General features: G+C 74.1%; 9 protein-coding genes. 8 read left to right on the top strand and 1 reads right to left on the bottom strand.

Translation table 11 applies throughout. The features are described 5' to 3' along the window. Positions 1–177 precede the first annotated feature (177 nt). The 8 genes from ABZW03_RS13330 (at position 178) to ABZW03_RS13295 (ending at position 24,552) form a co-directional block, all read left to right on the top strand. On the top strand, positions 178–504 hold the full coding sequence (locus ABZW03_RS13330; protein WP_355256093.1) for a hypothetical protein: 327 nt from the start codon (positions 178–180) through the stop codon (positions 502–504). Positions 505–539: 35 nt separating this feature from the next. Then, complete coding sequence (locus ABZW03_RS13325) at positions 540–848, top strand: WXG100 family type VII secretion target (RefSeq protein WP_355256090.1); 309 nt, start codon at positions 540–542, stop codon at positions 846–848. A 21-nt stretch (positions 849–869) separates the two neighbouring features. Then, complete coding sequence (locus ABZW03_RS13320) at positions 870–1,235, top strand: hypothetical protein (RefSeq protein WP_355256087.1); 366 nt, start codon at positions 870–872, stop codon at positions 1,233–1,235. A gap of 173 nt (positions 1,236–1,408) precedes the next feature. Further along, on the top strand, positions 1,409–3,598 hold the full coding sequence (locus ABZW03_RS13315; protein WP_355256084.1) for a hypothetical protein: 2,190 nt from the start codon (positions 1,409–1,411) through the stop codon (positions 3,596–3,598). A gap of 136 nt (positions 3,599–3,734) precedes the next feature. Continuing rightward, positions 3,735–4,184, top strand: coding sequence for a YbaB/EbfC family nucleoid-associated protein (locus ABZW03_RS13310; RefSeq protein ID WP_355256081.1), 450 nt, complete (start codon positions 3,735–3,737; stop codon positions 4,182–4,184). Then, positions 4,177–4,476 carry a hypothetical protein gene (locus ABZW03_RS13305; RefSeq protein WP_355256078.1) on the top strand — a complete coding sequence of 100 codons (300 nt, stop codon included), beginning with the start codon at positions 4,177–4,179 and terminating at the stop codon, positions 4,474–4,476. Before ABZW03_RS13310 ends, ABZW03_RS13305 begins: the two co-directional genes overlap by 8 nt. A 132-nt stretch (positions 4,477–4,608) precedes the next feature. Then, positions 4,609–23,838, top strand: coding sequence for an ADP-ribosyltransferase (locus tag ABZW03_RS13300; protein WP_355256096.1), 19,230 nt, complete (start codon positions 4,609–4,611; stop codon positions 23,836–23,838). A gap of 30 nt (positions 23,839–23,868) precedes the next feature. After that, the gene (locus tag ABZW03_RS13295; RefSeq protein ID WP_355256075.1) at positions 23,869–24,552 is read left to right on the top strand and encodes a type VII secretion system-associated protein; all 684 of its coding nucleotides are present in this window, start codon (positions 23,869–23,871) and stop codon (positions 24,550–24,552) included. A 77-nt stretch (positions 24,553–24,629) separates the two neighbouring features. On the opposite strand, the gene eccD is transcribed toward ABZW03_RS13295, so the two are convergent. Further along, positions 24,630–25,972: type VII secretion integral membrane protein EccD (eccD, locus tag ABZW03_RS13290; RefSeq protein WP_355256072.1), on the bottom strand; the 1,343-nt coding region annotated here is incomplete at its 5' end.

Raw genomic sequence — 25,972 nt, 5'->3', positions numbered from 1 at the left:
CGCCGTCGTCCCCGGCGTGTCCGTCGCGGGCGCCGCCGCCGTGCCCGCGGCGCCCCTCGCGGGTGCCGCCGTGCCCGCCGCGACGACCTCGGGTTGCGGCTGAACCACCGGTCGCGGCAGCCCCGTTGAGTCGATCAGAGCCGCGCGACCAGCGCGCGGAGAGACAAGGAGCACCTGGTGAGCACGCCGGCGAACTTGAACAAACAGGACGAGGCGATCCGCAAGGCGCTGTCCGACATCGAGCAGCAGATCGAGAACATGATCACCGCCGGCCGCACGGTCGAGCGGATCAGGGAGGAGCTGGCCGCCGGCTACATCTCCGGGGCCAGCTCGACCTTCCAGGAGAAGGTCGGCGACTGGATGACGCGCTACCACACGGTCATCGGGGCCTTCGAGCGCTTCGCCGAGGCCACCAAGGGTGCCGACCAGGTCCTCACCCACGCCGAGGAAGAGGCCAGGATGCACGCCGCCGACGGCATCCTCACCGCTCTGAACGGCGCCTGACGGCGCGTCGCGGACCAGAAGGGAACGAGCACACCATGTCGATGGACAACTTCGGGAGCATCCAGCTCCACCACGAGACCGTCGCCCAGGCCGCGAGCGAGCTGGGCCAGGCGGGCAAGATGATGGACGACGCCCTGTGGGAGGTGGAGCAGAAGCTGAACTCCCTGACCGAGAGCGGAAGTTTCCAGGGTGCCGCCGCCGACGCCTTCACCGAGTTCAAGCGGGCGGTGACGACGAACGCCGCGCAGATGAACCAGGACATCATCGCCGCCGGCGGCAAGCTCACCAACATGCACCACATCATGACCGAGGCCGACCAGGGCGCGCGGAAGCAGTTCGGCTAGTCACGAGGCGGAGACGGTCCCATGGGTGACACCACGATCAAGGTCTCGACCACCGGTCTCAAGGCGTTCGCCGCGAAGCTGGAGGCCTTCCGGATCGACATCGGCACCGAGGCGAACAACGTACTCACCTGTCCGCCCGTGCTGCCGGGCAACAACGGCGTTCCGGAGATCCAGGCGCTGAAGACGGGCGCGGACGCCTTCAAGGACAGCGTCAGGGAGGCGCTGACCACGATCCAGACCGACGTCGGGAAGATCAAGCTCGACCTGGAGATGGCCGGCACCAAGTTCGACGAGGGCGAGGACCACAGCCTGACGGAGGCGGAGACGATCGAGCTCTTCGGCGAGGTCCTGGGCGGCGTCACGAAGCCCACGACCAGCACCGGCTGAGCCGCCGGGTCGCCGGGCGGAGCACCCGTCCGGCGACCGGGCCGACACCCGTCCCGTCCGCACGCCTCCAGGAGGAAGCCGTGGCAGAAACAGCACCCAGCTCGTACCCGTGGGAAGGGGCCCTGGCAGCGTTCGCGTCCTCGACCCAGGGCTCGATCATGAGCCGCGACTCCGTGACCGAAAAACCGTGGATCACCGGGATCACGGTCAGCAGCACCCTCAAGTCGACGAACGACGCCCTGAAGCCGTACAAGGAGGGCGAGCAGGCCGGCTTCGACATGTGGGCCGAGTGGGTCTACGACGCCCCCGGCGAGACCTACACGTACAGCACGATCGTCGGCGTCACGTGCGACTGGAACTTCTGGCAGCTCAAGCCGCCGGAGGGCGCCCCCAACAACGACACCCCGCTCGGGAACTTCGGGAAGGCCGCGGACCATATCCTCGGCCCGCTGATCTGGGGCGTCGGCTACAACGACCGCACCAGCGCCCCGAGCTTCGATCACCTGGCGGGGGTCATCACCGCCACCAACACCTGGGTCAAGGAGCAGCAGAAGACCGTCCAGGGCTGGGCGGACAGCGTCGAGGGCGCGGGCAGCGAGTTCCAGGGCAGTGCGGCGGGCCGGTTCAAGGAGGTCCTGATCGGGCTGCGGAACCAGCTCATCCAGGTGCACGTCGAGCTCGGCGACGACGCCGACACCAAGGCCCAGTGCCTGCGGGACACCGCGGACGCACTGCGCACCGCGGTGTACGGGCTGTACCAGGGCTACACCGCCTGGCGGGCGGTTCCGGACTCGCGGCTGGAGGCGGGGACGAAGTGGTCCCTCAAGAACGACGACAAGGACCAGAACGGCAAGGGGGCGTCCTTCTCCTGGCCCTCCGAGTGCGTCCACTCGGCCTTCGGCGCGGCGACGGCCTACGTGCAGCCGACCATGACCAGGAACACCGACGGAACGCTCACCTTCTCGTTCGCGACCACCGGAGCCGCCCCGTCGCCGCAGAACAAGGAGGCCCTGAAGGCCTGGATCGACGACGTCGCCAAGAAGATCTGGACGGGCTGGATCCAGATCGTCCTGGACAAGCAGGCGACCGACGTGATGACCACCTTCAAGCAGAAGTACAACCACGCCACCGCCGTCCTCCAGAAGCTCCAGCCCCCGCAGAAGTGGCTGCCCGCCGACAAGCCGCCCACCAAGGACACCCCCAACCCGCCCGGCACCGGTGACGGGGGCCCGGGGAGCGGCGGCCCGGGCGGTGGCGCGGGCAAGAACGACCTCAACCTCGACAACAAGGACAAGACCGGCTCCGACGGCGGCAGCGGCACGGGCAAGATCCCGCCCCCGCCGCCCGTGACGGTGCCCGGCACCCCCGGCGGCACCGGCGGCAGGAACGGCTCCGGGACCGGCGGCCAGTCGACGCTGCTGGACGGCAAGGGGAACCCGCTCCTGGGCAAGGACGGCAAGCCGGTCACCGTGCCGCCCGGCAGTACCGTCAACGGCAAGGGCGAGGTGATCGGCCCGGACGGCAAGCCGGTGCTCGGCAAGGACGGCAAACCACTCGTCGTCCCCCCGGGAACGACGGTCGGCCCGCCGGCCACCGTCCCCGGCACCGGTACCGGCGGGGGCCCCTTCAAGGTGCCGGTCGGGTCCAAGCGGAACGACGACGGCACCGTCACCGGCCCGGACGGCAAGCTGCTGAAGGACGCCAACGGCAACCTGGTCGTGCTCGGCAAGGACGACACGATCGACAAGGACGGCACCGTCCTGGGGCCGGACGGCAAGCCGGTCCCGCAGTTCGAGCAGTTGATGAACGACCAGGCGCACGCGCTCCTCGCCGGCCGTCCCACCACCGGGGTCGCCTATCCCGGCGGGGGCTCCAGCGGGGGCGGCTGGACCGGGCTGCCGTCGTTCGGCGGGATCTCCACCGGCTCCGGGAGCGGCGGCCTCACCACCTCGTTCAAGGGCGGAACCGACCTGCTGGGCCAGCCGTTCAGCGGTTCCGGCGGTTCCGGCGGCCGCGGCACCGTGGCGGCCGGGCCGCCGACCCTCGGCGTCGGCGGCAAGGCGGCCCTCATGAGCGACCCGGCCCGGATCGCCGAACTCGCCGCGGAGGCACGGTCCGGGCGCACCGTCGGGGGACGGGCCGCGGCGGCCGCCGAGGAGTCCCAGCTGATGGGCCGCGGCATCTCGACCACGGGCGGGACCAACGGCATGACCGGTCCGATGATGCCGCCGATGGGCGCCGGTGCGGGCGCCGGCGCGCCCGGCCAGGGCGAGAAGGAGCGCCAGCGCACCACCTGGCTGTCCGAGGACGAGGAGGTCTGGGGCACCGACTCCGGCGCGGTGACGGGCGTCATCGGCCGCTGAGCGTCCGCGGCCGGCGTCGAACCAGACGGGCGGGCGCAGCCGTAGAGAGGACCGTACGACCCCATGGACCGGTGCGCTCCGGGCCCGACACCTCCGGGCCCGGGGCGCGCCCTCGGGAAGAGAGGGAGGTGCGGGCGTGGAGTTCCCGTTCACCGCACAGATCGAGCAGGCGATGGCCGCGCTGGAGGAACAGCAGGCCAAGATGGCCGCGGCGGCCAAGGAACTGGAGGCGGCGACCGCCTCGGTGACGTCCAAGGACCGGATGGTCACCGCGGTGGTCGGCGCCCAGGGCCAGGTGGTGTCGCTGACCTTCCACACCTCCGCCTACCGCTCGATGGCGCCGGGCGAGCTCTCCAAGGTCCTCCTCGACGTGCTGAACACCGCGCGGGCGGACCTCGGCGACCGGGTGGCGAAGACGATGAGCGGGTTCAGCGGCCTCGGCGAGACCCTGGCGGCCTCGATGGTCGGCGGCACCGAACTGGACGACCTGTTCGCCCCGCTGCGGCAGATGCGGCCCGGCTTCGCCGACGCGGCGGCGGCGGAGGAACGGCGCAGGCGCGACCGGCAGGAGGAGTTCCGTGGCTAAGCCGACCCTGACCGCGCTGTCCGACCTCACCGACAAGTTCTCCAAGTACCCCGAGCTGTCCGACCTGTTCAAGGAGCTCGAGAGCAGGACCCGGGAGATCAACGAGTACAACAAGAACTCGGCCGGCAACGACGAGATCGGCAAGACGTACCACGAGAACGTCGACGAGCCCACCACCTCCATCACGGGGCTGTTCAAGAAGGTGCGGGCCACCGTCGAGAGCGCCGGGCAGGCGGGCAAGAACACCTCCACGATCCTCAACAACGCCGACGAGGACGCCAGCCGCACCTGACGGCGCCCCCGCCTCCCGTCGTACCCGGGGCCCGGGCGCCGACGGCCCGCCCGGGCCCCGCCTCCGGGCGCCCTCCTCCACTCCTTCCTCCCTCCGTTCGACCACTCCCAGGAGCGCACCACCGTGTCGATCATGCTGCCGCCGGGCCTGGCGAAGTTCTTCGGCATCGTGACCGGCATGAAGTGGCCGGAGGCCGACGAGGACAAGCTCCGTACGGCGGGCGACGACTACCTCGTCATCCACCAGAAGGTCCCCGAGCTCCGGGGCTACCTGGTCGAGCTGGTGAAGCTCTGCAACGAGAGCTTCGAGGGCGAGGCGGCCGACGCCTTCATGCAGAAGATGCGCGAGTTGATCGGCGAGACCGGCGGTACCGACTTCGTGACGGCGGCCGGCCACATGGCCAAGCAGCTCGGGGACTTCGCCCACAAGGTGGCCAACCAGGTCGAGTACGCCAAGTGGATGATCATCGCCCAGCTTATCCAGCTGGTGGCCCAGATCGCCTGGGCGATCGCCATGTCGCCGATCACCTTCGGCGGCTCGCTCGCGGAGATCTTCGTCGCCTACGAGACCGCGGGCGCGGTGATCAAGCAGGTCTTCATCTGGCTGTTCAAGCAGCTCCTGCTGCACGAGTTCCTCTCCATCACCACCGCCGTGGTGATGGACGGGATTATCCAGGGCATCCAGATCGGCAAGGGCCACAAGGACCACTGGGAGAAGGAGTCCTTCATCCAGGCGGTCGAGATGGGGGCGATCAACGGCCTGCTCACCGGGCCGCTGGAGCTGCTCACCTTCGGTCTCGGCAAGGCGTTCGGGCGGGTCTTCGGACGGGGCCTCAGCAAGGAGCTCCAGGCCGACCTCAAGGCGCTGGCCGGCTCCGAGTTCAAGGACCTGCTGAAGAACGAGCTGAAGTCGATGAGCGGCGCGGAGTTGAAGGAGTTCTTCAACATCCTGCGCAGGAGCGAGTCGAAGATCGGCGGCAAGGAGGCCGTGGATCAGGCCAGGGCGAAGGTCGCGAAGGACCTGGAGAAGCGGCTCACCGGAGCGGAGGCCGGGCGGCACAGCCTCAAGGAACTGACCGAGCAGCTCAAGAAGGAGTACCCCGCCAGCGCGGGGAAGGGCATCGAGAACGTCGTGCGGAAGGAGAAGAACAACGCGCTCTCGGAGCTCGCGAAGGAGGTCGGGGAGAGGGTCGAGAACCCGACCGGGCTCGTCGGCCAGGGGATCGAGCACGTCGCCGAGCACCTCAGCAAGGTCGAGAGGCTCGCCCTGGACATGGGGCGGACCTTCGAGCGGGAGCTCGTCGAGCTCGGCGTCGACAGGGAACTCTCCGGTGCCGCCGGGCGGTTGATCGCCGAACGGCTCGCCGCCGCGGGCGGGCGCTACGCCGTCGACCTCGGGACCGTCAACAAGCTGGTGTCGACGCTGGTCGCGGCCAGCGGAAGGATGGAGTCGGGCACGCTCAGGGCCGAACTGCAGGGCGTCACCAAGCAGATCAGCCACATGCAGGGCGAGTTGAAGCAGCTCAGCGGCGGCGCGCTGGAGAGCGGCCTGAAGGACCTGAAGTTCCTCCAGGCGGAGCAGCAGCACCTCCGGGAGACCATCAAGGCCACCCAGGACCTCGCCGGGCGTGCGGTGAGCCTGATGGACGGCCTGCACCCGCAGACCGCCGGGCAGTTCCTGTACCGGTTCGGCGAGGGGATCGGCAACTACCTGAAGGGCGGCGTCCAGAACGTCGTCAGCGAGGGGGCCTACAACCTGACCTTCGGCGAGAACCACGAGTTCACCGTCAGCGTGGAGAGCTTCTACGGCGGCGTCGCGATGGGGGCGCTCGGCCACCTCGGGCACATCGCCGGCGGCCCGCTGCGGCTGAAGCTCTCGGACATCGAACTCCCCAACTACGCGCGCTTCCCGTTGGCGGTGGTGTCCAACCTGATGGGCCACCCCACCTCGCTCTGGGTCTCCCGCCCGGAGGGGGCCGGGGGCGCCCCGCACGTGACCGGACTGCCGGAGGGCACCCGGCCGGAGCACCTCAAGCTGGACTCCGACGGCTCGCCCGCGCCGTCCGGGGACAAGCCCGCGCGGCCCACGGCGAACACCCCGGCCGAACCCCCGGTCAAGGTGACGGGCGGGGACGGCGGGCCGAAGGCGCCGTCCGAGCCGTCCAAGGCCTCCTCGGACACCTCCCGGCCGGAACCACCGAAGCAGAGCTCGACGGTCGGCGGCCCGAAGGAGGAGCCGAGGCGGACGACGGTGGAGGAGACCACCGAGACCGTGCCGGCCCCGGTGCACGCCACCACCACCTCCTCGGACGTCCCGCCGCCCGCCCACGCGCCGGGCACCGGGCAGCACGGGGAGCGGCCGCAGGAGCAGCGACCGCAGCCCACCGGCGACGGGGACCGGACGGTGCCCCAGCACCCCGACCCGAAGAACCCGCAGCCGCAGCACCCCGACCCGCAGAACCCGCAGCCGACCGGGCACCGGGACCCGGCCGAGCCGGGTGGCACCGAGCGCCTGCAGTACCTCGACGTCGGCGACGACTCCCACGTCCCGCCGACCACCGGCCACTTCCTGTCCGGCACCGGAGCGGACCGGCAGCCCGGCTGGGTCGCGGGCGAGGCCGAGCCGAGCCCGCACGTCCTGGAGGTGCTGGAGAAGCTGCCCGTCGACCCCACCCGCTACACCGTCGTGATCCACACCGACGGGAGCGGCGCGCCGATGCCGCCTGGCGAACTCGCCTCGGTGGTCCGCGGCCTGGCCTCGCTCGGGCACCTGTCGGGCGACCGCCGCACGATCGAGTTCGTCTCCTGCGGCCTCGACGGCGCCACCGGCCAGGGCTACGTCCGGCAGGTGATGGAACAGGTCTGGTTGAACCCGAAGCTCGCCGACCTCAAGGCGGTGGCGGCCGACGGCCCGGTCTGGGTGGCGCCCCGGTTCAGCGGCAAATCCGTGGTGGAGGGCCCCGGCACCGGCCACGTGATCGTCGCGTCGAATGTCGGCTTCAACGCGGACGGCCGCCCGACGGTGGTCGGCGGCGGTGCGTGGCACACGTACGCCAGGCCGTCCGACGGCGGCGAGCCGGTCGTGACCAGGACCGAGTCGCAGGTGCCGACGGGGTACGAGCACCAGCCCACCGGCGAGGTGCGGCCGATGGACGCCGCCATGGTCTTCGGTCCGGACCCGGAACCGAAGGCCTACCACTACACCGACGCCCCCGAGCACATCCGGGCCGAGGCGGACGGGGTGCGGGCCGAACAGTGGCGCCGGACCCAACGGGACCTCCAGGACCAGTACGAGGCCAAGCTCTCCGAGGCGGCCGAGGAACTGCGGACGGACCCGGACGGCAGCGGCCACCGGCGCGAGGAGGAGGCCGAGCGGCTGCTGGACGAGGCCCTGGACGCCCCGGGCCGGTTCCCGGAGGACGCGCCGGCCGACCTGCGCGGAGCGGTCCACGAGCGGGCCCGGGCGATGATGTACGAAGAGCTGGCCGCCCGGCCGGAGGAGCGGCAGCGGATCCTCGGCGACCTCGACGGCCTGGTGCGGGTCGCCGCCGTCCGGGAGGCCGCCGTCCGCGTGGCGGTGCAGCACTTCGACCGGACGGTGGCCGCCGGGGACGCCCCGCGGATCACCGACGGCGCGACCGGCGTCGCCCACACCCCCGAGCGCCCCCCGGCGTCCGTCGTGGAACTCGTCCGGCAGGACTTCCGGGCGCGCGCGGACGCGGAGGCCGCCAGGATCTACGCGGACGCGGACAGCCTCACCACCGAGGCCAACACCCGGGCCGGCCAGGCCCTGCGGCGGCTCACCGAGCACGCGCGCGCCGAACTCCTCCTGGAGACGGACCGGGCGAACGCGCTGGCCGAGGTCGAGCAGCGGGTCGAGCAGGCCGCCGGCGACTGGTACGACCGGCTCTCGCCGACCGACCGGGAGATGCTCGCCGCCGTCGGCGTGACGGAACGCGTCGACCTGTCGCCGAGCAGCCTGCGGGCGATCCGGGAGCGGCTGCAGGAACGCGCCGGCGAGGACTACGACCAGGCGGCGGGCCCGCGTGACGAGGCGACCGGCAGGCGCCGGGGCCACGACGAGGTCAGGGAGCTGTACGCCCGATCGCAGGCCGAGAATCCGTCCGCTCTGCCGCACGAGTTCGCCGTGCAGGCGGCCCGCGAGGCCGCGATCAACCGGGCCGTCGCGGAGGCGGAGAAGGCGGCCGACAGCTGGGCCGAGGACCTCGCGCGCAAGGAGTTCGCCGAGAAGTTCGGCGCCGACGAGTCCGACGTGCTGCGGGCCAAGGACACGGTGCTCCGCGAACTCGCCGGGGAGATGGACCGGGCCGCCACCGAGCGCTTCGGCGAGCCCGCCGCGGTGCGTGCCGCCCTCGACCGGCTCACCGACCCCGCCGCCCTGCACGACCGGCTCACCCACCAGGCCGCCCGCCTCGCCGTCCGCCGCCAGGCCACGGCCGAGGCGCAGGCGGCCGCCCGGGAGCACGGCCTGTCCCCGCACGCCGCCGACCGCCTGACGGAGGGCCACGGCGACCGGATCGCGCGCGCCTTCGACGAGTCCTTCCGCTCGCACGAGGACCTCGCCGGCAGGCAGGAGCACTGGCAGAACACCCGCGACGAACTCGTCAGGGAACTGCGGGAGCACGCGGCCTTCGAGCGGGAGGCCGCCCCCGCCCTGCGCGAGGCCGCCAAGGGCTTCGACGGGCTCGCGGCACGCCACACCCTCAACGAGGCCCTGACCGACCACCTCAAGCGCGAGTACGGTGACGACTTCGTCGCCCGCTACCGCGAACTCTGGACCCTCGACCACTTCGACGCGGCCGGGTGGAACGCCCACCAGCGCACTCACGAGGACGCGTTCGGCCGCGGCGCCGCCGGGGAGGCCCCCGACGCCCCCGACACCCGCGACGCCGGGCGGCAGGACCACCAGGCGCCGCCGTCCTCGCCGACCCTCGCGGCGCCGCCGGCCACCGGGCAGGACGGGCAGGTCGTGGCGGCCCGGCCGCCGGTGGGGCTGGGCGGCGGGGAGATGCCGGTGCCCGGGCCGCTGCACGAGTGGGTGCAGGCGCTGGACTACCTGTCGCCGGAGGAGCGGCGGCAGCTGGCCTCGGAAGAGGCGTACCTGACGGGTCTGCGGGAGGAGTTGGAGCCGGGGGACTTCGCGCAGGCGGCGGTGAGGCTGCTGATCGAGGTCGATCCGCGGACCCACCAGCCGGTGGCGGCGCGGCGGACGGCCGAGGACCTGCTGGCGCGGATGCTGACGGACAAGGTCGTCGCGGAGCGGTTGGTGGCGTCCGGTGCCAGGGTCGTGGTGGTGCCGCGCGACGTCCCGATGACGGACGTCCCGGGGTTCGTGGCGTCCGGGCACGGTACGGGCGACGGTCGGGACTGGGCGGTGGTCCGAGGCGCCAGCGGTCACGGGCTGGTGCTGATCACGGAGGAGAACCTGCTGGGTTCCCGGACGTCGGTGGGACCGGACCCGGCACATGCCGAGGGCTACTCCACGTCGGTGCACGAACTGGCGCACGCGATCCATGAGTTCGGCCTCACCGAGGCGCAGCGCGGGCTGATCGAGGAGGCGTTCCGCGAGCGGAGCGACGCCGACGCGCTGACCGGGCTGTTCGGTGAGGAGGACGTCACGGCCTGGCCGGACGGCGGGCTGCGGGACGGGAACGGCGACCGGGTCGGGAACTACTCCGCGCGCGACGAGCACGAGTTCTTCGCGCAGCTGGTCACCGCGTACTTCGGGTACAACCACGGGAACGACCCGGTCACGGGGCTGGCGCGCAACAACGGCGTCGACTGGGTGCGGGAGAACGTGCCCGAGCTGGTGCCGCTGCTGGAGCACCTCTTCGGGACGGACCCGCGCGCGGACCACCCGGAGCCGGCCAACCCGGTCGCCCGGACCGATGCCGAGGAGCAGCTGTTCCACGACTTCCGGGAGTTCATGCGCTCGGCCGAGCGGGAGAGCCGGCTGGCCCAGCGGCCCGGCGAGGAGGAGCTGTTCGGGCGGTTCCGGGAGTTCATGCGCACGGCCGAGCGGGAGACCCGGGTGGCCCAACGGCCCGGCGAGGAGGAGCTGTTCGGACGGTTCCGGGCGTTCATGGAGTCGGTGGAGGGGGAGAGCCGGCCGGCCGTACGGCCCGGCGAGGACGAACTCCTCGACGGGTACCGGACGTTCATGGAGTCCGCGACGCGGACCGACGGCCGGCCCGAGGACGACGCGGCGGTCCTGCAGCCGGGCGAGGTCGTCACCGAGGCGAACGGCACCCAGCTCACCGTCCTCGGCCCGGTCCTGCCCACCCGTCCGACCCGGATCGACGAGCACGGCCTGGCGGCCTCGGACGTGCTGATCGGGCTCGACGCCACCCGCACCCGGCTCCTCGACCACTTCGCGAGCCGGTTCGCCGAGGTGCTGCACGGGGAGGAGGCGGCGGCCAGGACGCTGGCCGAGACCCTGTTCGGCGCGGAGACCCTCCAGGCCAAGCTCACGGCCCTGTCCCGGGGCGAGGTCTGGGACGTCCCCTTCGCGGTGGGCACCTGGTCCGGCACCGTCCGGGTCGGGGCGGACCTCGGCCGCAGCACCTTCGTCCGGGCCGCCGACGACTTCGAGTTCGAGTACGGCTCGGAGCGGCAGACCGCGGTGGGCGTGACCGGTGACCGGCTGCTCCAGGTGAACGTCGGCGCCCAGGCGAAGTTCAAGTTCGGCAAGCCGGCCGAACTGATCGAGACCGTCGGCTACCAGCGCGACTGGCAGCACGGGAAGACCGACGCCCAGGCGAGCCGGATGCTGGCCCGCGGCAAGACCTCGGAGACCGCCGCCCTGTTCGACACCGTCTTCCGGTTGAAGGCGGAGTTCGTCGACCTCGGCCGGCGCACCCTCGGCGTGTTCGGGGAGGTCACCGCCCCGCCGTTCCCGTCGGTCGAGGTGCGGGCCCAGGTGGCCGTGCCGCTCCGGGAGACCGGCGTCCGGCCGGAGGCGCCGCTCCCGCTGCTGCCCCCGCCGGGGGCGGGACCGGGCGGCGGCCGGCTGTCCGGGTCGCACGTCGTGACGGACGTGTGGGCGCTGCCGCACACGCCGCGACCGACCGCGGGGCCCGAGGGCGTCCAACTCGTCGACCTGGGCGCGCCGGTGGCCGCCAAGGGCATGGCCGGGTTCGTCGCGGGCTTCGAGGCGCAGGCGCGCGAGCACTTCGGCAGCACCTGGCCCGCGCTGAAGGCCAGGCTGCTGGAGCAGGTCGACCTGGGCACGCTGCACCAGGACCTGAAGGCCCTGATGTCGGGCGAGACCAGGACGGTCGAGGTGGACAGCCTGCTCGGCCCCAAGGCCGTCATCACGCTGCGGAACGCCCGCATCCACACGATCGAGCCGACCGCGGAACTCCCGCCCACCGAGTTCAACATCGCCACCGGGACGGCCCGTTCGCACGTGGCGCAGGACACCACCGGCAAGGGGTGGCAGTTCCCGCTGGTGGGCAGCGGGACCGGATCGGCCAAGAACGGCGGCGGTGGCGCCGGCGCCGGGGTCCGGACGGGCCGGGAGCAGGCCGTGCTGACCGGCGGCGGCGACGAGCTGTCCCTGGGCACCAAGGTGAAGACGGCGGGAGTGGTGTTCGAGGGCGAGGCGCGGATCGAGGTCGAGTTCGGGGCCTTCGGCACGGCGCGGCGCACCCCGGCCCGCTCGGTCGACGCCGGGCTCGGCTTCCGGGTGGTCGTCGACCGGGCGGAGACCAGCCCGGCCACCCCGGGCCAGCCGAACCCCGTCCCGCACCCGGACCACGCGCCGCTGCCGCCCGGTGCCCTGGTCCCGCACCCGCCGACCGGGATCTGGCACGGCTCGGCCGCCTACACCGGCCTGCCCGAGACCACCGTCGTCCGCGACGTGCGCAGCGTCGCACCGCTGCACGCCCGGCTGGACGAGATCGGCCGCGCCCGGCTGGGGGAGAAGGCCTGGGGCGAGGTGCGGGAGGACGTCCTGCGGGCGTTCTCGCAGTCGGCCGTCGGCGCCCACCTGGTCGGCATGACGCAGGAGGTGCCGCTGCGCAGCCCCGCGGTCGAGCTCGGCCCGCTGAGCAAGCTCGGCATCGGCGTCACGGCGCACGTCACCGCCCTGACCTACCGGCGGGAGCAGGCGTCGGCGGACCTCAACCCGGTCCGGGAGAACACCACCTTCGAGTCGAAGCGGCTGCTCGCCTCCGACACCTGGACCGTCTCGGCCCAGGGCTTCGGCAAGGGGCCGGTGCGCACCCGCGAGGACGCGCCGGACGAGAGCGGCAAGCCCTTCACGGACACCCTCCAGGGCACCGCGAGCGTCACCCGCGAGGTCCGCGACCGGGACGGCTGGCGGGGCGGTGCGACGGCCAAGAGCTACGCGAGCGGCAAGTACCGCAGCGCGCAGGTGCTGTACGACGCCCGGTTCGAACTCCAGCTGACGGTGAACGGCAAGCCGCACGGCGAACCGGTGCCGCTGGAAGCCGCGTTGAGCATGGAGCAGGCGCACACCCGGCCGCTGGCCCGCACCAGCCGGGTCATCGGCAACCCGTTCGACGGGGCGGCGCCGCCGCTCGCCGACCACCCGCAGCCGCAGAACGCCGGGCAGCCCCCCGCGAACCTGCGGGTCCCGGACCGGCTCGGCCACTCCGACGTGGTGCTCGGCGTCGGCCGGCGCGGTGCGTCCGTGCTGGACGAGGTCCAGCGCGTCCTCGGCACGGTCGGCCCGGTGTCCGCCCGGGCGTCCGCCCGCCTGGCCGCCCAGCTGGACGGGGCCGGGCTGACCGCGTCGCTGTCCCGGCTCAGCCGGGGCGGCACGCTCCGGGTGGCGGTGGACACCGGGCACTGGAAGGGGACGGTGGAGGTCACCGTCGCCCCGCTGGCCCTGCGGCACCGGCGGACGGTGGAGGGCTTCGAGTTCGAACTCGGGAGCCAGCAGCGCACCGTGGTCGGCTACAGCTGGGACCGGCTGAACCGCTGGCGGTTCGGGGCCGCGCTCAAGGGCACCGTCCCGCACGTCACCGTCACCGGCGACTACGCCCGTACCAGGGACAGCGTGCGGGGCCTGACCGTCGAGCGCACCGGCGGCACCGGAAGCCGCGGCAAGAGCGTGGAGACGGCCGAACTGTTCGACGGGGACGCGGTGTTCACCGTGCGGTTCGTGCCGGACCGGTTCCAGCGGGCGCTGCCCGGGACGACCACGCCGGCGCCGGTGCTGGTGGCCGCCCCGCACCGCGAGGTGGTGCTGACCCCGGCGGGCCACCAGCCGGCGGCCCACCAGCTCCCGGACCAGCGGCTCGGCTCCTCGGACATCGTCACCCGGGTGTACCTGGACGGCGGGAACGGAACCGCGCTGACCGGGCCGCAGGCGGTGGCCAGGGCGGTCGCCGAGCTCCAGCCCAAGGGCCGGGCGGCGCTCGGTCGGGACTGGGAGGGGATGAGGACCAAGCTCCTCGACGCCCTCGACTTCGACAAGCTGCACCCGCTGCTGAAGCCCATGACCTCGGGACACGAGATCGTCCTGACGCACGGCCGCAGCACGGTGCGGATCACCGCCTCGGTGGACGGGGTGACCAGGTCGGGCGACGCTCCCCAGGTCGAATTCAACATCGGTGCGAGCACCCAGACCGCCGTCACCAGCTCCGACGCCGGCCCCAACACCGGCAGCGGGCACGCCGACGCGCTCGGGCTCACCGTGCTCGGGACCCTGGGCACCGGGGTGTCCCCCGTGCTCGGCGGCGGGGTCACCCACACCCGGCGCGAGGACGCGCTGGAGTACCGCCGGGACGTCGTGACGACCGGAACGGCCGTCAAGACGAAGCTCGCGGCCGAGGCGCACCGGGCCGTGATCCGGCTGTCGGTGGTGATGGAGCGGCGTCCCGCCGTCCCGCTGGGGCTGGAGACCCGGCCGGTGGTGCCCGCCGCCGCCACCGGGACCGCGCGCTCCGGCCTGTCCGAGGTCGCCCACCGCCTGGCCGGAGCCGGCCACGCCGTCGTCCCGCAGTGGCGGCTGCGCCGCACGGTCGCGGAGACCCTCGTCCACGCCGACCTGCTGACCGAGCCCGGCCGCACCGCGCCGGACGCCAAGGGGCCGGGGCAGCGCCGCGGCCCCGCCCCGGCCCAGGAGCTGCGGGTGCCGCCGGCCGAGGTGTTCACCTCCGGCCTGCGCCCGGGGGACGTGCTGCGCTGGGTCGGCGACACCGGCGGCCTGCGCGACCTGCTGCGGACCGAAGGCCCGCGGTTCTTCGGCGGGACCGCCTGGAAGCGGCTGGAGCCCGTCGTCTCCGGCGGCCTGAGCCACGCCCAGCTCTCCGCCCTGCTGACCCCGGCGATCGGGGCCCACCAGGGCGAGGGCGCGGGGGCCGGCTCCCTGCGGGCGGTCGGCACCCCGTCGGTGAGCCGGCGCTGGTTCGTCGACGACGTCGAGGTGACGGTCAAGGCTTCCCTCGTCCAGCTGGAGTACCAGGGGGACAGCGCCAGGGCCGCGCTGAGCCCGGCGAACGAGTCCGGCGGCGGCGGCCGCAGCACCCGGCTGACCGGCCGGCAGTGGAACCTCCGGGGCCAGTTCGGCGCCCAGGCGGACGTCGGCGGCCCGGTCGAGGGCACCGGTTCGGTGCTGGTCGGCGGTACCCACGGGCAGCGGCTGGGCACCGTCACCGACGCCGGCGGCCGGACCGTGGCCAACGCCAAGGCGAACACCCCGATGGCCCGGTACACGGGGCACGTCCAGCTCGAACTGACCTTCCGCAAGGGCGGCGACCCGGCCGAGCAGGGCTCGGGCACCGAGCGCTCGCTGTCCGGACTGGTCCCGCTCGAACTGGAGATCCCGCACGCCGACACCAAGCCGGGCGTCTCGCCCGCGGACCACTGGACGCAGTTCACGCCCGAGCACCCGGACGGCCAGGCCGTGCCCCGGCAGCCGGTCGGCGTCCAGGTGGCGCATGCGCTCGCCCCGCACCACGACGGGGGCGTCCACGTCCTGCGCGACCCGCTCGCGGACCGCGCCACGAGCGAGAACCTCGAACGGAGCGTGGGCCCGCTCCAGGACGACCCGCGGTACTTCACCCTCGCGTACCACTCCGTCACGGAGGACGGCGCGCCGGGCTGGAACGGCCGGCCGCTGCACCCGGCGGACCTGGCCGACGCGCTGGCGGAGCTCCACGCCGCCGGGACCTGGGACGGCAGGCCGCTGCGGTTCGTCGCCTGCGACGCCCAGGAGTACGTCACCCGGGTGCTGCTGTCGCTGCGCGAGCGGCTGCCCGGCGTGGAGCTGGAGGCGTACGCCGCGAACGGCAAGCTCTGGGTGGTCCCGGACCAGGGCCGCACCCACCTGGTGGTCGCCCAGCGGGTCGGCTGGGACGCCGCCGGCCGGCCCCGGCTGGAGGCGGGCGGGCAGTGGCAGCACCTGCGGCTGCCGGTGGCGGAGGCCGGGGGCCAGCAGCCGCCCGCCGACCCCGGGGCGGGCGTCCAGGCCCCGCAGCCGCAGCCGCACGGCGCGCCGCAACCGCAGGCCGCGCCGGTCGTCGAGGTGGTCGGGGCGCACGGCCCGCAGCTGCACGACCCCAGCCCGCTCGCCGAGGCCACGCCGACCCACCCGATCACCGACCAGCGGGACCTCCAGCCCCTCGGCACGCCCCGGCAGGCGCTCCACGCGACGCCCGAACACCGCACGCGGGCCGAGGAGTTCGAGGCCAGGCTGGGCGCCTACGCGTTCGCGCACCCGCAGGCCCGGGCCGCGGCCCGCAACGCCGTGGAGCGGCTCTACGAGGCCCTGGTGGCCGCCAACCCGGGCACCCCGGAGGGGGAGCTCTACAAGGTCTTCCTGAACAACGACCGGAAGCCGGAGCAGGGCTCCGCCGGGCAGGTCGGCGAACAGCTCAGCCTGGAGGAGTTCCGCACCCTGATGCGGACCGGCAACACCCGGGAGCTGCTGACCGCCTTCTACAACGCGGCCTACGTCAAGGACTCCCCGCTCGGACTCAAGCAGGTGCTCCAGCGCCTGCTGGACGCCCCCGAGGCCGAGGCCGAGGCGCGGGCCGCGGCGATGAAGCTGGACCTGCGCGCGCTCAAGGAGCAGGCGGACTTCATCAGGAGCGGGGCGCGCTCCGTGCTGGAGATGGTGCCGGGCCTCAACACGATGTTCGCCAAGGACCACTTCGGCACGGGCACCGTCATCAAGCAGGGCGCGGAGCCGTTCAAGGCCGGCAAGGAGTACCTGGAGAGCCTGAAGGCCCGCCAGGAGCGCGACCCGGCACCGCCGAACGACCTGACGGCGCAGGGGCTCCAGGACCGCGGCATGCCGCTGAGCGACCGGGAACTGGCCTACCAGCAGTCCGTCGGCGACGGCGTGGTGCTGACCTGGAAGCCCGGACGGGCGCACTTCGCGCTCAACGAGAAGTCCGCCTGGTTCGGTGAGGCCCACCACGAGAAGGGCATGCCGCTCAGCACCGGCATCTCGGCCACCACGGCGAAGATGCTGAACGCCTTCCGGCTGCTCAAGGTCGAGGGCAGCACCCCGCAGGACATGCTGCTGGCCCTCGTCGGCTGGATGCTCCCGCTGGGCGACCACTCGCTGTACGAGATCCTCAAGGGCGCGCAGCTGCTGGGCGAGCTGCCCCCGGTCCCGTTGAACGCGCTGTCCGACGTGTCGGTGCTGTACCAGCACATCCCGGGCATCCCCCAGGAGGTGGTGCGCACGGCGCTGGGCGAGGACGGCATGCTGCCGCACGAGGCCGCGTACCACTCGCTGCTGCGGAAGCCGCGCTCCGAGGGCGGCTGGCGGGACGAGGTGGTGGGGAACTCCCAGCGCAACCGCGACGGGTTCGTCACGGCCGCCAACGACTCCACCCGGGCCTCGGACGTGGTGTCCGCCTGGCTGCTCCGCAACCCGATGACCGCCCAAGAGGTGCTCGACCGGGTGACCCCCGCGCACTTCGACGCGCTGGCGGTCTACACCGGCGCCGCGTACCCGCTGATCAACGTGGCCCTGCGGTTCGGTCCGCTCACCCGGCGCAAGGCACTGGAGTACCAGATCTCGCAGCTGCTGGAATCGCCGGACCCGAACCGCCTGCCGACGATCCTCCGGCGCGACCCGGTGCTCGACCCGCTGCTCGCCAAGCTCCCCCGCGACCGCACCGCCCAGGACCGCAAGGACCTGGCGAAGGCCGTCAAGGAGCGGCTCCCGCAGATCGAGCGGGAGCTGCTGGCCCACGCCGAACTGATCTCCGAGGCCCTGGACAAGCTCCCCCCGTACGCCGGCGACCTCTGGCGCGGGGACCGGGTGGTGGGCCGGCCCGGAGGAGTCGCCAGGCGGCTGTCGCCCTCCTTCGGCGGGGACACCTTCACCAACCCGGACTTCGTGAGCACCAGCACGGAGGAGCGGACGGCGATGATGTTCATGCAGACCCGCAAGGAACTGCCGTTCACCTACCGGGCCCTGCTGCACTTCTCGCTGAGCGGCGGCGGCAGCGCCTTCGACATCCAGCCGTTCTCGGACAAGCAGGGCGAGGCCGAGGTCCTGATCCGGCCCGGCAGCACCTTCGACCTCGGTGAGCGCCTGAACCGGGAGTCCGCGGCGCGGGAGTCGTTCGTCCAGATCGAGGCCACCGAGCGGGTCGCGCCCCCGCCGTTCCCGAAGACCGAGGACGCCGACCTGCGCCTGCACGCGGCCCTCGCCAAGCTCGCCAACGTCCCCGAGCTGCGCACCCACGACGACCTGTGGCCGCTGGCCCAGTACATCGGGGCCGACCACGTGCGACCGTTCGCCGACCGGGTCACCGACCTGGTCTCGGGGGAGGCGGCCCGGCGCGAGGCGAGCATGAACGCCTGGCGCACCGCCAAGCTCGCCCAGGAACTCCAGCGGGGCACCGAGGGGATCACCCTCCAGCACCTCACCGAGCTGCGCCGGACGGCCGACGTCGTCCGCGCGGCGCTGGGCCTGCCGGCCGACCACCAGGTGACGGTGGAGAACCTGGCCGCCTACGTCCGGCGGTTGAAGGGGCAGACCGGCGGTACGGTCGGAGCGGACGAGCTGAGGGCCCTGATCGACACGGTCGACCGGCTCAAGCGACCCGGCCACGCGGTGACCCCCATCGAGGTGGAGCGGGGCTGGCGGGACCCCGGGTACGAGCCCGACCCGGGCCTGACCGAGCTGGCGTCCTCGACGCTGTACTGGGTCGGCGACCGGCACGCCGACTGGCGGACGCTCACCGAGTCGGTGTTCCCGCACCTCCCGCGTGCGAACGACTTCCTCAACCTGGCCATGCACACCACCGAGGGCGTGCCCGTGCTGGGCCACGTCGTGGTCGCCCCGGCCGACATCGCCGACGGGCTGCTCAAGCTCCACGAGGAGGGCGGCTGGGACGGCGTGAAGCCGGTGCGCTTCATCGCCTGCGACCTCAACGTCCAGCCGGACCGCTCGTACGTGCGCGAGGTCATGGAGCACGTGTGGGCCCGGCTGCCGGAGGCGGTGGCCTACGCCGCCGACGGCCGGGTCTGGTTCGTCCCGCCGGTCGCCGGGGCGGGCGGCGCGCCGGGCCACCTGGTGGTCACCTCCCACGTCGGGATGGACGCGCAGGGCCGGCCGAGGATCGTCCAGGGCGGCAGCTGGTTCAAGCTCACCGCGACCAGGACCGAGAACGTCGGAGCCTACCTGGACGGCGACGGCAGCACGGCGTACCCGCAGGAGGCCCCGGACGCCGTGCACGGCGAGATCGCCGGAGCGGTGAAGTTCGCCACCGACACGACGCTCGACCAGCTGCCGCACACCGATGACGGGCCCGCGCACACCGATGACGGGTCCGCGCACACCGATGACGGGCCCTCGTCCGCCGTGCCGCCGGACGAGGGGCAGGGGCCGACCCCGCCGCCCGGGTCCGAGGCCCTCGCGCCCTCCGGCGCCCAGCCGCCGCCCACGGCGGTGGCCGTCCGGCACGCGGTCTTCGACGAGCCCCGGTACCGGCAGCACGCCGAGGACTTCGAACGCGCCCTGGGGGAGTGGACGGCGAGCGACCCCCGGGTGCTCGCCCGGGCCCGCGAGGCGCTGCGGCGGATCGCCGAGGAGACCGGCGCGCAGGGCACCGCCGACCTCGTCGCGGGCGGGAGCCTGCACGAGGTGATGCGGGAGTTCCACCGGCTGGCCGGCGACGAGCGGTTCGGGGCCGGCCGGCCCGAGGCCCCGGAGGGCGGCCCCGCCCTCCACCCGGACCCGCGGGAGCGGGGCCTCCGTACCGTCGGCGGCACGGCCTCGCACGCCGCGGCCGTGGCGGTGCACGCGTACCGGCTCCTCGGGCAGGGCGACCACGACCTGTTCGCGCGGGCCCTGTACGGCTGGCTGCTGCCGGGCGGCGAGCACGCGCTGCACGAGGTGGTGGCGGGCATGCGGCTCGGCGGCGCCTTCCCCGGGCACCGGTACGAGGACGGTGCCGGGCTGTACCGGGACGTGCCCGGCGTCCCGCCGGCGGAGCTGCGCCCGCCGGTCGAGAACTGGGACGGGCCGGTCAGGCCCGCGTTCGACCACCCCGCGCCGGAGTCGCTGACGGCCGGGCTGCCGCACGAGCGCACCTACCTGGAGTGGGCCGCCACCTCGCGGGAGGTGACCGGCGAGGTCCTGGCGGAGGCGCACGCGCGCTGGGAGGCGCTGACCGGGACCGACCCGCAGTCGGGACTCGGGGCGCCCCCGTACCTGGCGTGGATGGCCCGCAACGGCGTCACCCGGGCGACGGACGTGACCGACCTGCTGGGCCCCGCGCACTTCGCGGCCCTGTACACCTACACCGGCCCGGCCTACTCGCTGATCAACGTGCTGCTGGAGCACCAGGGCGCCGATCCCGTGCCCGCGCTCCGCGGGAAGATCGCGGCACTGATCGCCAAGAGCTACCGGAACCCGGGCACCGCCCTGCCGAGGTCGATCACCGAGCTGCCGGAGCTGCGCGAGGGCATGCGGGCGAAGGCCCAGCCGTGGAGCCTCGCCGAGTCGCTGACGGACCGTCAACTCTCGGACATCCAGCGGGAGATGGCCCTGCACAGCCATCTGCTGGCGGACGCCCTGGCGCTGCTGCCCGCGGCGCGCGGCACGCTGTACCGGGGTGACGGCACCCTGGAGGACCCGATGCGGCCGACCGGCCGCCCCGGCGGCTCCGGGTACGGCGGCGACGTCATCCGGACCCGGACCTTCGCCAGCTTCAGCACCGACGAGGCCACCTCGCTCGGCTTCATGAAGCGGTACGACGGCGAGGACGAGCACCGCGTCCTGCTGGAGCTGGAGGCGACCGGCCTGCACGGCCGGGACATCGCGGCGTTCTCCTCGCACATGGAGGAGGACGAGGTCCTCTTCCTGCCCGGCGCCCGGATCGAGGTCGTCGAGCGGACGCTGACGAGCACCGAGGACGGCGTCGGCTACGTCCGCCTCAGGGCGCGGGAGACGGCGTCCGAGGAGACGGACAACACGGCCCCCGCGACGGCGCCGCAGCGCACCGGGGCCGGCCCGGACCTCACCGGGCAGCTGCTCGGCCACACCATCACCGACGGCACCGGCCGGGAGACCGGGCAGGCGCACTTCGACGAGGCCGACTGGTCGAAGCGCTCGGCGCTGTACCCCGAGCTGAGCGAGTTCACCACCTTCGTGCCGCGCTCCGCGGACGGCTTCGCGACCGGGGCGCCGCAGCAGGTGCCGTGGGACGGGAAGCACACCTACTTCTTCGCCGCGCACGCCGGTCCGGACGGGTTCGTCCTCCCGCTGGCCGACGGCACCAAGGCCCACGGGGTCACCGGCACCGAGGTCGGCGCGCTGCTCAAGCGCCGGCTCGCCGACCTCGCGCTGAAGGCGGCCGACGCACAGGTCGACGCCCACGTCGACGCCCCCGCCGACGCGCGGACCGACGCGGCCGGCGGCCCGGCCCGCCGGCCCGCCTCGATCACACTGCTCGGCTGCGAGTCCGCCGAGCACGCCCAGGCCGTCGCCCGGCAGACCGGCCTGCCCGTCCACGCGCCGACCGGCCGTACCGGGGTCAGCGGCAGTCCCGCGGGCCCTGACAGCCCGTCGACCGCGAGCCTGTACGTCAAGTCGGGACCGGACGGGTCGCCGGGGCGGTTCCGGACCTTCCACCCGGACGGCCCGGGCGACACCGGGGGAGGGACGCCCCCGCCGTCCGGCCCGGGCGCGGGCCGCGCCGGCGGACCCGCGGCGCCGACGGAGCGCGCGCTGGACAACACGGGGGAGGGCGAGGAGGCCTCCCCGTCCGGTCCGCAGATCGTCGAGTACCCGACCGGGGAGAGGATCGAGTACTACCCGGACGGCCTGCAGGTCCACCACCTGGCGGACCGGGTGGTCGAGTACTACCCGGACGGCGTGGAGGTCGAGCACTATCCGGGCGGTCGGCAGGTCCACCGCCTGGCGGACCGGGTGGTCGACTACCGCGCGGACGGCATGGTGGTCGAGCACCATCCGGACGGCCGGCAGGACACCTACGACCCGGAACGGCGGCTCGTCGAGCGGTACCGCCCGTCGGCGGACCACGACGACCACGGGCCCGGCATCCGCCCGCTCGACACCCTGCTCGCCGAGCGGAACGTCGTCCGGGACCCCGACACCGGCGAGCCCCGGCTCCCGTACGTGCCGACCGACGAGGTCCCGCACGTCGCCCTGTGGCGGCCCGAACGCCCGGTGGCGACGGAGGAGCACGTCGACCTGACGGCGCTGGAGGAGGTCCAGTCGGTGCCCCTGCTGTGGCGGCACGACCAGGGCCACCTCTACCGCTGGGAGCGGCAGCGCTCCGGCCTGGTCGACTACCCGGAGATCTTCGAGACCGGGCTGTGGCCGCGGCAGGCGAACCGCCACCCCGACCTCCAGGACTACGTGGGAAGCAACGAAGAGTCCTCGCTGGTGAGCACGACCCGGTCGCGCACCGCCCAGCACGTGGACTGGGGGACCTGGTACCGCTACGTCATCGACGCGCCGGGAGGCATCGACGTCCGGGAGACCCTGAACCGTCCGGGCCTCTCCGAGGAGGAGCAGGAGGTCGCGTTCCCCGGGGGCGTCGACGGCCGGTACATCGTCGGCGTCGAACTGGTGCGGGGCACCGAACTGGACGGGGCGACCGGCCGGTACACGGAGACGGTCGAGTTCATCCCGAACGAGGGCTACTGGCCCGCGCACCGGCCCACGGAGCAGATCGAGACGATGCAGCCTCCGCGGCCCGGCTCGGAGCCCGGCTCGGAGACGGGCGAGCACCCGGCCGACCACGCCGCCGACCACTCCGCCGACGAGTCCGCCGACTCCGCGGACGAGTCCGCCGACCAGTGGAGCGACCACTCGGCCGACGACATCGAGAGCGTCCTGAACGGCCTCGGCGGCCTGAGCGTCCGGAACGCCGCCGACGACTCCGCCGTCGGGTCCGACACCGACAACAGCGCGGTCCCGCCGGGCGGCGGCCACCCGCTGGTGCTGGACCAGACGGACCCGGCCGTCTGGGCCGACCCGGCCACCTGGGCCCACTTCGGCGTCGGCGGCGCCCAGGCCGCGGAGCTGTTCTGGCACCACGGCGGCTGGACCATGGACACCGCGGAGTTCGACGCGATGCCGCGGGCGTTCCGGGAACGCCTCGCTCAGCTGGAGCTCTTCGGGCCCGACCACGAGCGGCACGCCCGCGACGCCCACTACGACGGGCCGGGCCTCGAACCGATGGCGGAGCTGGTCCGCGGGCTGAGCGCGGCGGAGCAGCAGGCGCTGGAGTTCTACACGGCCCCGAGCGAGACCGGGGACGGCGAGGTCGCCGAGCAGTTCTCGTACTTCGAGGTCAAGCAGACCCGGTGGCAGCTGACCGCCCAGGGGCTGGACCACACCGCGCTGCCGCCGGGCGCGATGCGGCACGTCATCGAGCAGCTCGACAACGCCATCGAGCAGAGCCCGGTGACGGGGGACCTGGTGGTCAGCCGGGGCGCGCCGTACGTCGGGCAGGGGCTGCACCCGGACACCCTGCGGGTGGACCAGGTCGTCGTCGAGCCCACCTACGTCTCGGTCTCGGCGGGCAGCCGGCTGCACGGGGCGTTCGGCCAACGGCTCATCCGGCTGTACCTGATGCTGCCCGACCGGACCCCGGGGGCCTTCCTCCGGGAGGTCTCGCACAGCCCGGCCGAGAACGAGATCCTGCTCGGCGCCGGGCTGCGCTGGTGGCCCGTCCGGATCATCCCCCCGGAGCACCCGCTGCCGGGGCCGCTGGACGGCGGCGAGGCGGACGTGCCCCCGGAGAGCCAGTGGATCGTCTACGGCAGGGTGGAGGCGCCGTACCACAGTGACGGGGACTCCGACGCGATGGAGGACGTGTCGGGGGCGCCGTTCGCCCCGAACCCCGACTACGGCCTGCCCGCCGACTGACCGACCCCGCCCACCGCAGGAAGGACCGCCATGACAGCTCCCGGACCGGGCCCCGACGAACCGTCGCCCGCCGCGCCCCCGCCGGCCCCCGCGCCCCCGCGGTCCGCCGTGCCCCCGCCGGCCCCCGAGCCGGTGCCCGAGCGGATCCTGGCCGCCGCCAGGGCCGCGCCGGGCCAGTGGATCGGGCTGGTCGACCCGCACTGGCAGGGCGCGGGGGAGCCGCCGGACTGGGCGGTGATCGGCCGCTGGCGCGCGGGCGAGGACGGCTCCGTCGAGGAGTTCGCGCCGAACGAGGCGTACCGTCCGTCGCCGCTGGCCCTCGACTGGCCCGCGCCGACCGACCCGGTCGACGCCGCCGTCCGGCTGGCCGCGACCGGGTACGGGCCGAGCGGCGACGTGTACCGCGCGCTCGCCTCGGCCCGGGTCGCCGTCATGCTGGACGACTCCGGCAGCGTCGGCGGCTTCGGACTGCCGGACGGCGAACCGGCCGTGGTGGTGTTCTCCGCGCGGTCCTGGCTGGAGGCCGCGGGAAGCCCCGCGCACGCCGTGGTCGCCCCCGGCACGCTGCTGGAGCGGCTGCCCCCCGGCCTCGGGATCGTCGTCAACCCGGGGGCCCCGGCCGCGATGCGGCTGGAGCCCGGCGGCCTGTGGGACGCCCTGGAGGACCGGGACCGGGCCGAGGACCGGGGCGGCCCGCTCCGCCCGTTCGGCTGAGGCCGCGTGGCCCCGGGCGGCGAAACGCGCGGGCCCGCCACCGGCGACGGTGACGGGCCCGCGGAGCCGTGTCCGGCTCAGCCGCCGAGGCCGCGCAGGGCGTGGTAGACGCCGCAGGCCTGGAGGGCCAGCGGCAGCAGGGAGAGCGCGCAGAGGGTGTGCAGGATGTCCGCGATGCGGCCCCAGTACGGGAGCAGCCGGCGGCCGGGCACGGTCCAGGCGACGACGAGCAGCGCGGCCGTCACCGTCAGCACGGCGCCGAGCAGCGCCAGGCGCCCGGTGGTGGAGGCGCCGGCGGCGGCGCGGGTGAGCAGCGCCAGGCCGCCGAGGACGCCGGGCAGCAGGATCGCCAGCCGCTGGCGGATGCTGCCGACGGCCCGTCCGTGCAGCAGGAGCAGCAGGCTCAGCGCGCCCGCCTCGGCCGGCCCGGCCCAGCCGTCGGCGAACGGCAGGACCAGCAGGCAGACCGCGCAGACGGCGGCGATCGCGGTGTGCAGGGCCATCAGGTAGTCGTCGGCGACCAGGGCGCGGGGCAGCACGGCGGAGGCCGGGACCGGCTCGATGTTCTCCTGGAGCTCCTCCGCGTTGCGCGGCAGCATCGGCAGCCGCAGCCCGGACAGCCGGAAGGCCAGCGAGGGCACGAAGGCGCCGACCAGCACGGCCACCACCGCGACCACCGCGACCAGTTCGGCGAGCGTCACCCCGGAGAGCACCAGCAGGCCCGCCAGCACCCCGAGCAGGGCGACCAGCGCCACCCCGAGGAACAGCGGCGCGGCCGCCCCCACCGCCGCCAGGGCCAGCACCGCCGCCCCGGCCCCGGCCGAGGAGGCCGCCAGGATCCGGGCGCCGAGCAGCTCGCCCCCGCCGGAGCCGGCGGCCCCGCCCGGCCCGGTTGGCAGCAGCAGCGCGGCGAGCGCCAGGTACGGGACGGCGGCGGCGCCCAGCGCGGCGCCCGCGCCCGCGTCGGCCATCGCCCGGGAGGCGCTGGCCGCGCCGAGCAGCAGCAGGAGGGCGACGGCCGCGGCGGCGGCCTCGCGCGGGGCGGCCGGGCCGGGCAGCGCCAGCAGCACCCAGCCGGCCGCGAGCGCGGTCAGCGCCAGCGCCACCGACAGCACCCGGGTCAGGGCCGGGCGCCAGGTGTCGCCGCGCTCGTGCACGCCGGTGGCGACGCCGTCCACCAGGTCGTCGAAGTGCACCGTCGGCAGGGCCTCGTGGCGGGCCCGCAGGTACAGCGCGTCGCCGTCGTGCAGGCCGAGCGCCTCGGCGGTGCGCTCCTCGTCCAGCGGCTCCTCGCCGAGCCGCTGGAGCACCCAGCCGCCGTGCTCCAGGCCCTCCTCGGCGAGCTCGGGCCCGGCGTGCCCAGACGTGGAGTTCGGCCTGGCCGCCGGCCGCCCAGATGCGGGTGGCGTAGTCGGTGTCC

Source organism: Kitasatospora sp. NPDC004799, from assembly GCF_040609095.1.
Lineage (GTDB): Bacteria > Actinomycetota > Actinomycetes > Streptomycetales > Streptomycetaceae > Kitasatospora.
This window is presented reverse-complemented; position numbering and strand designations above follow the sequence as displayed.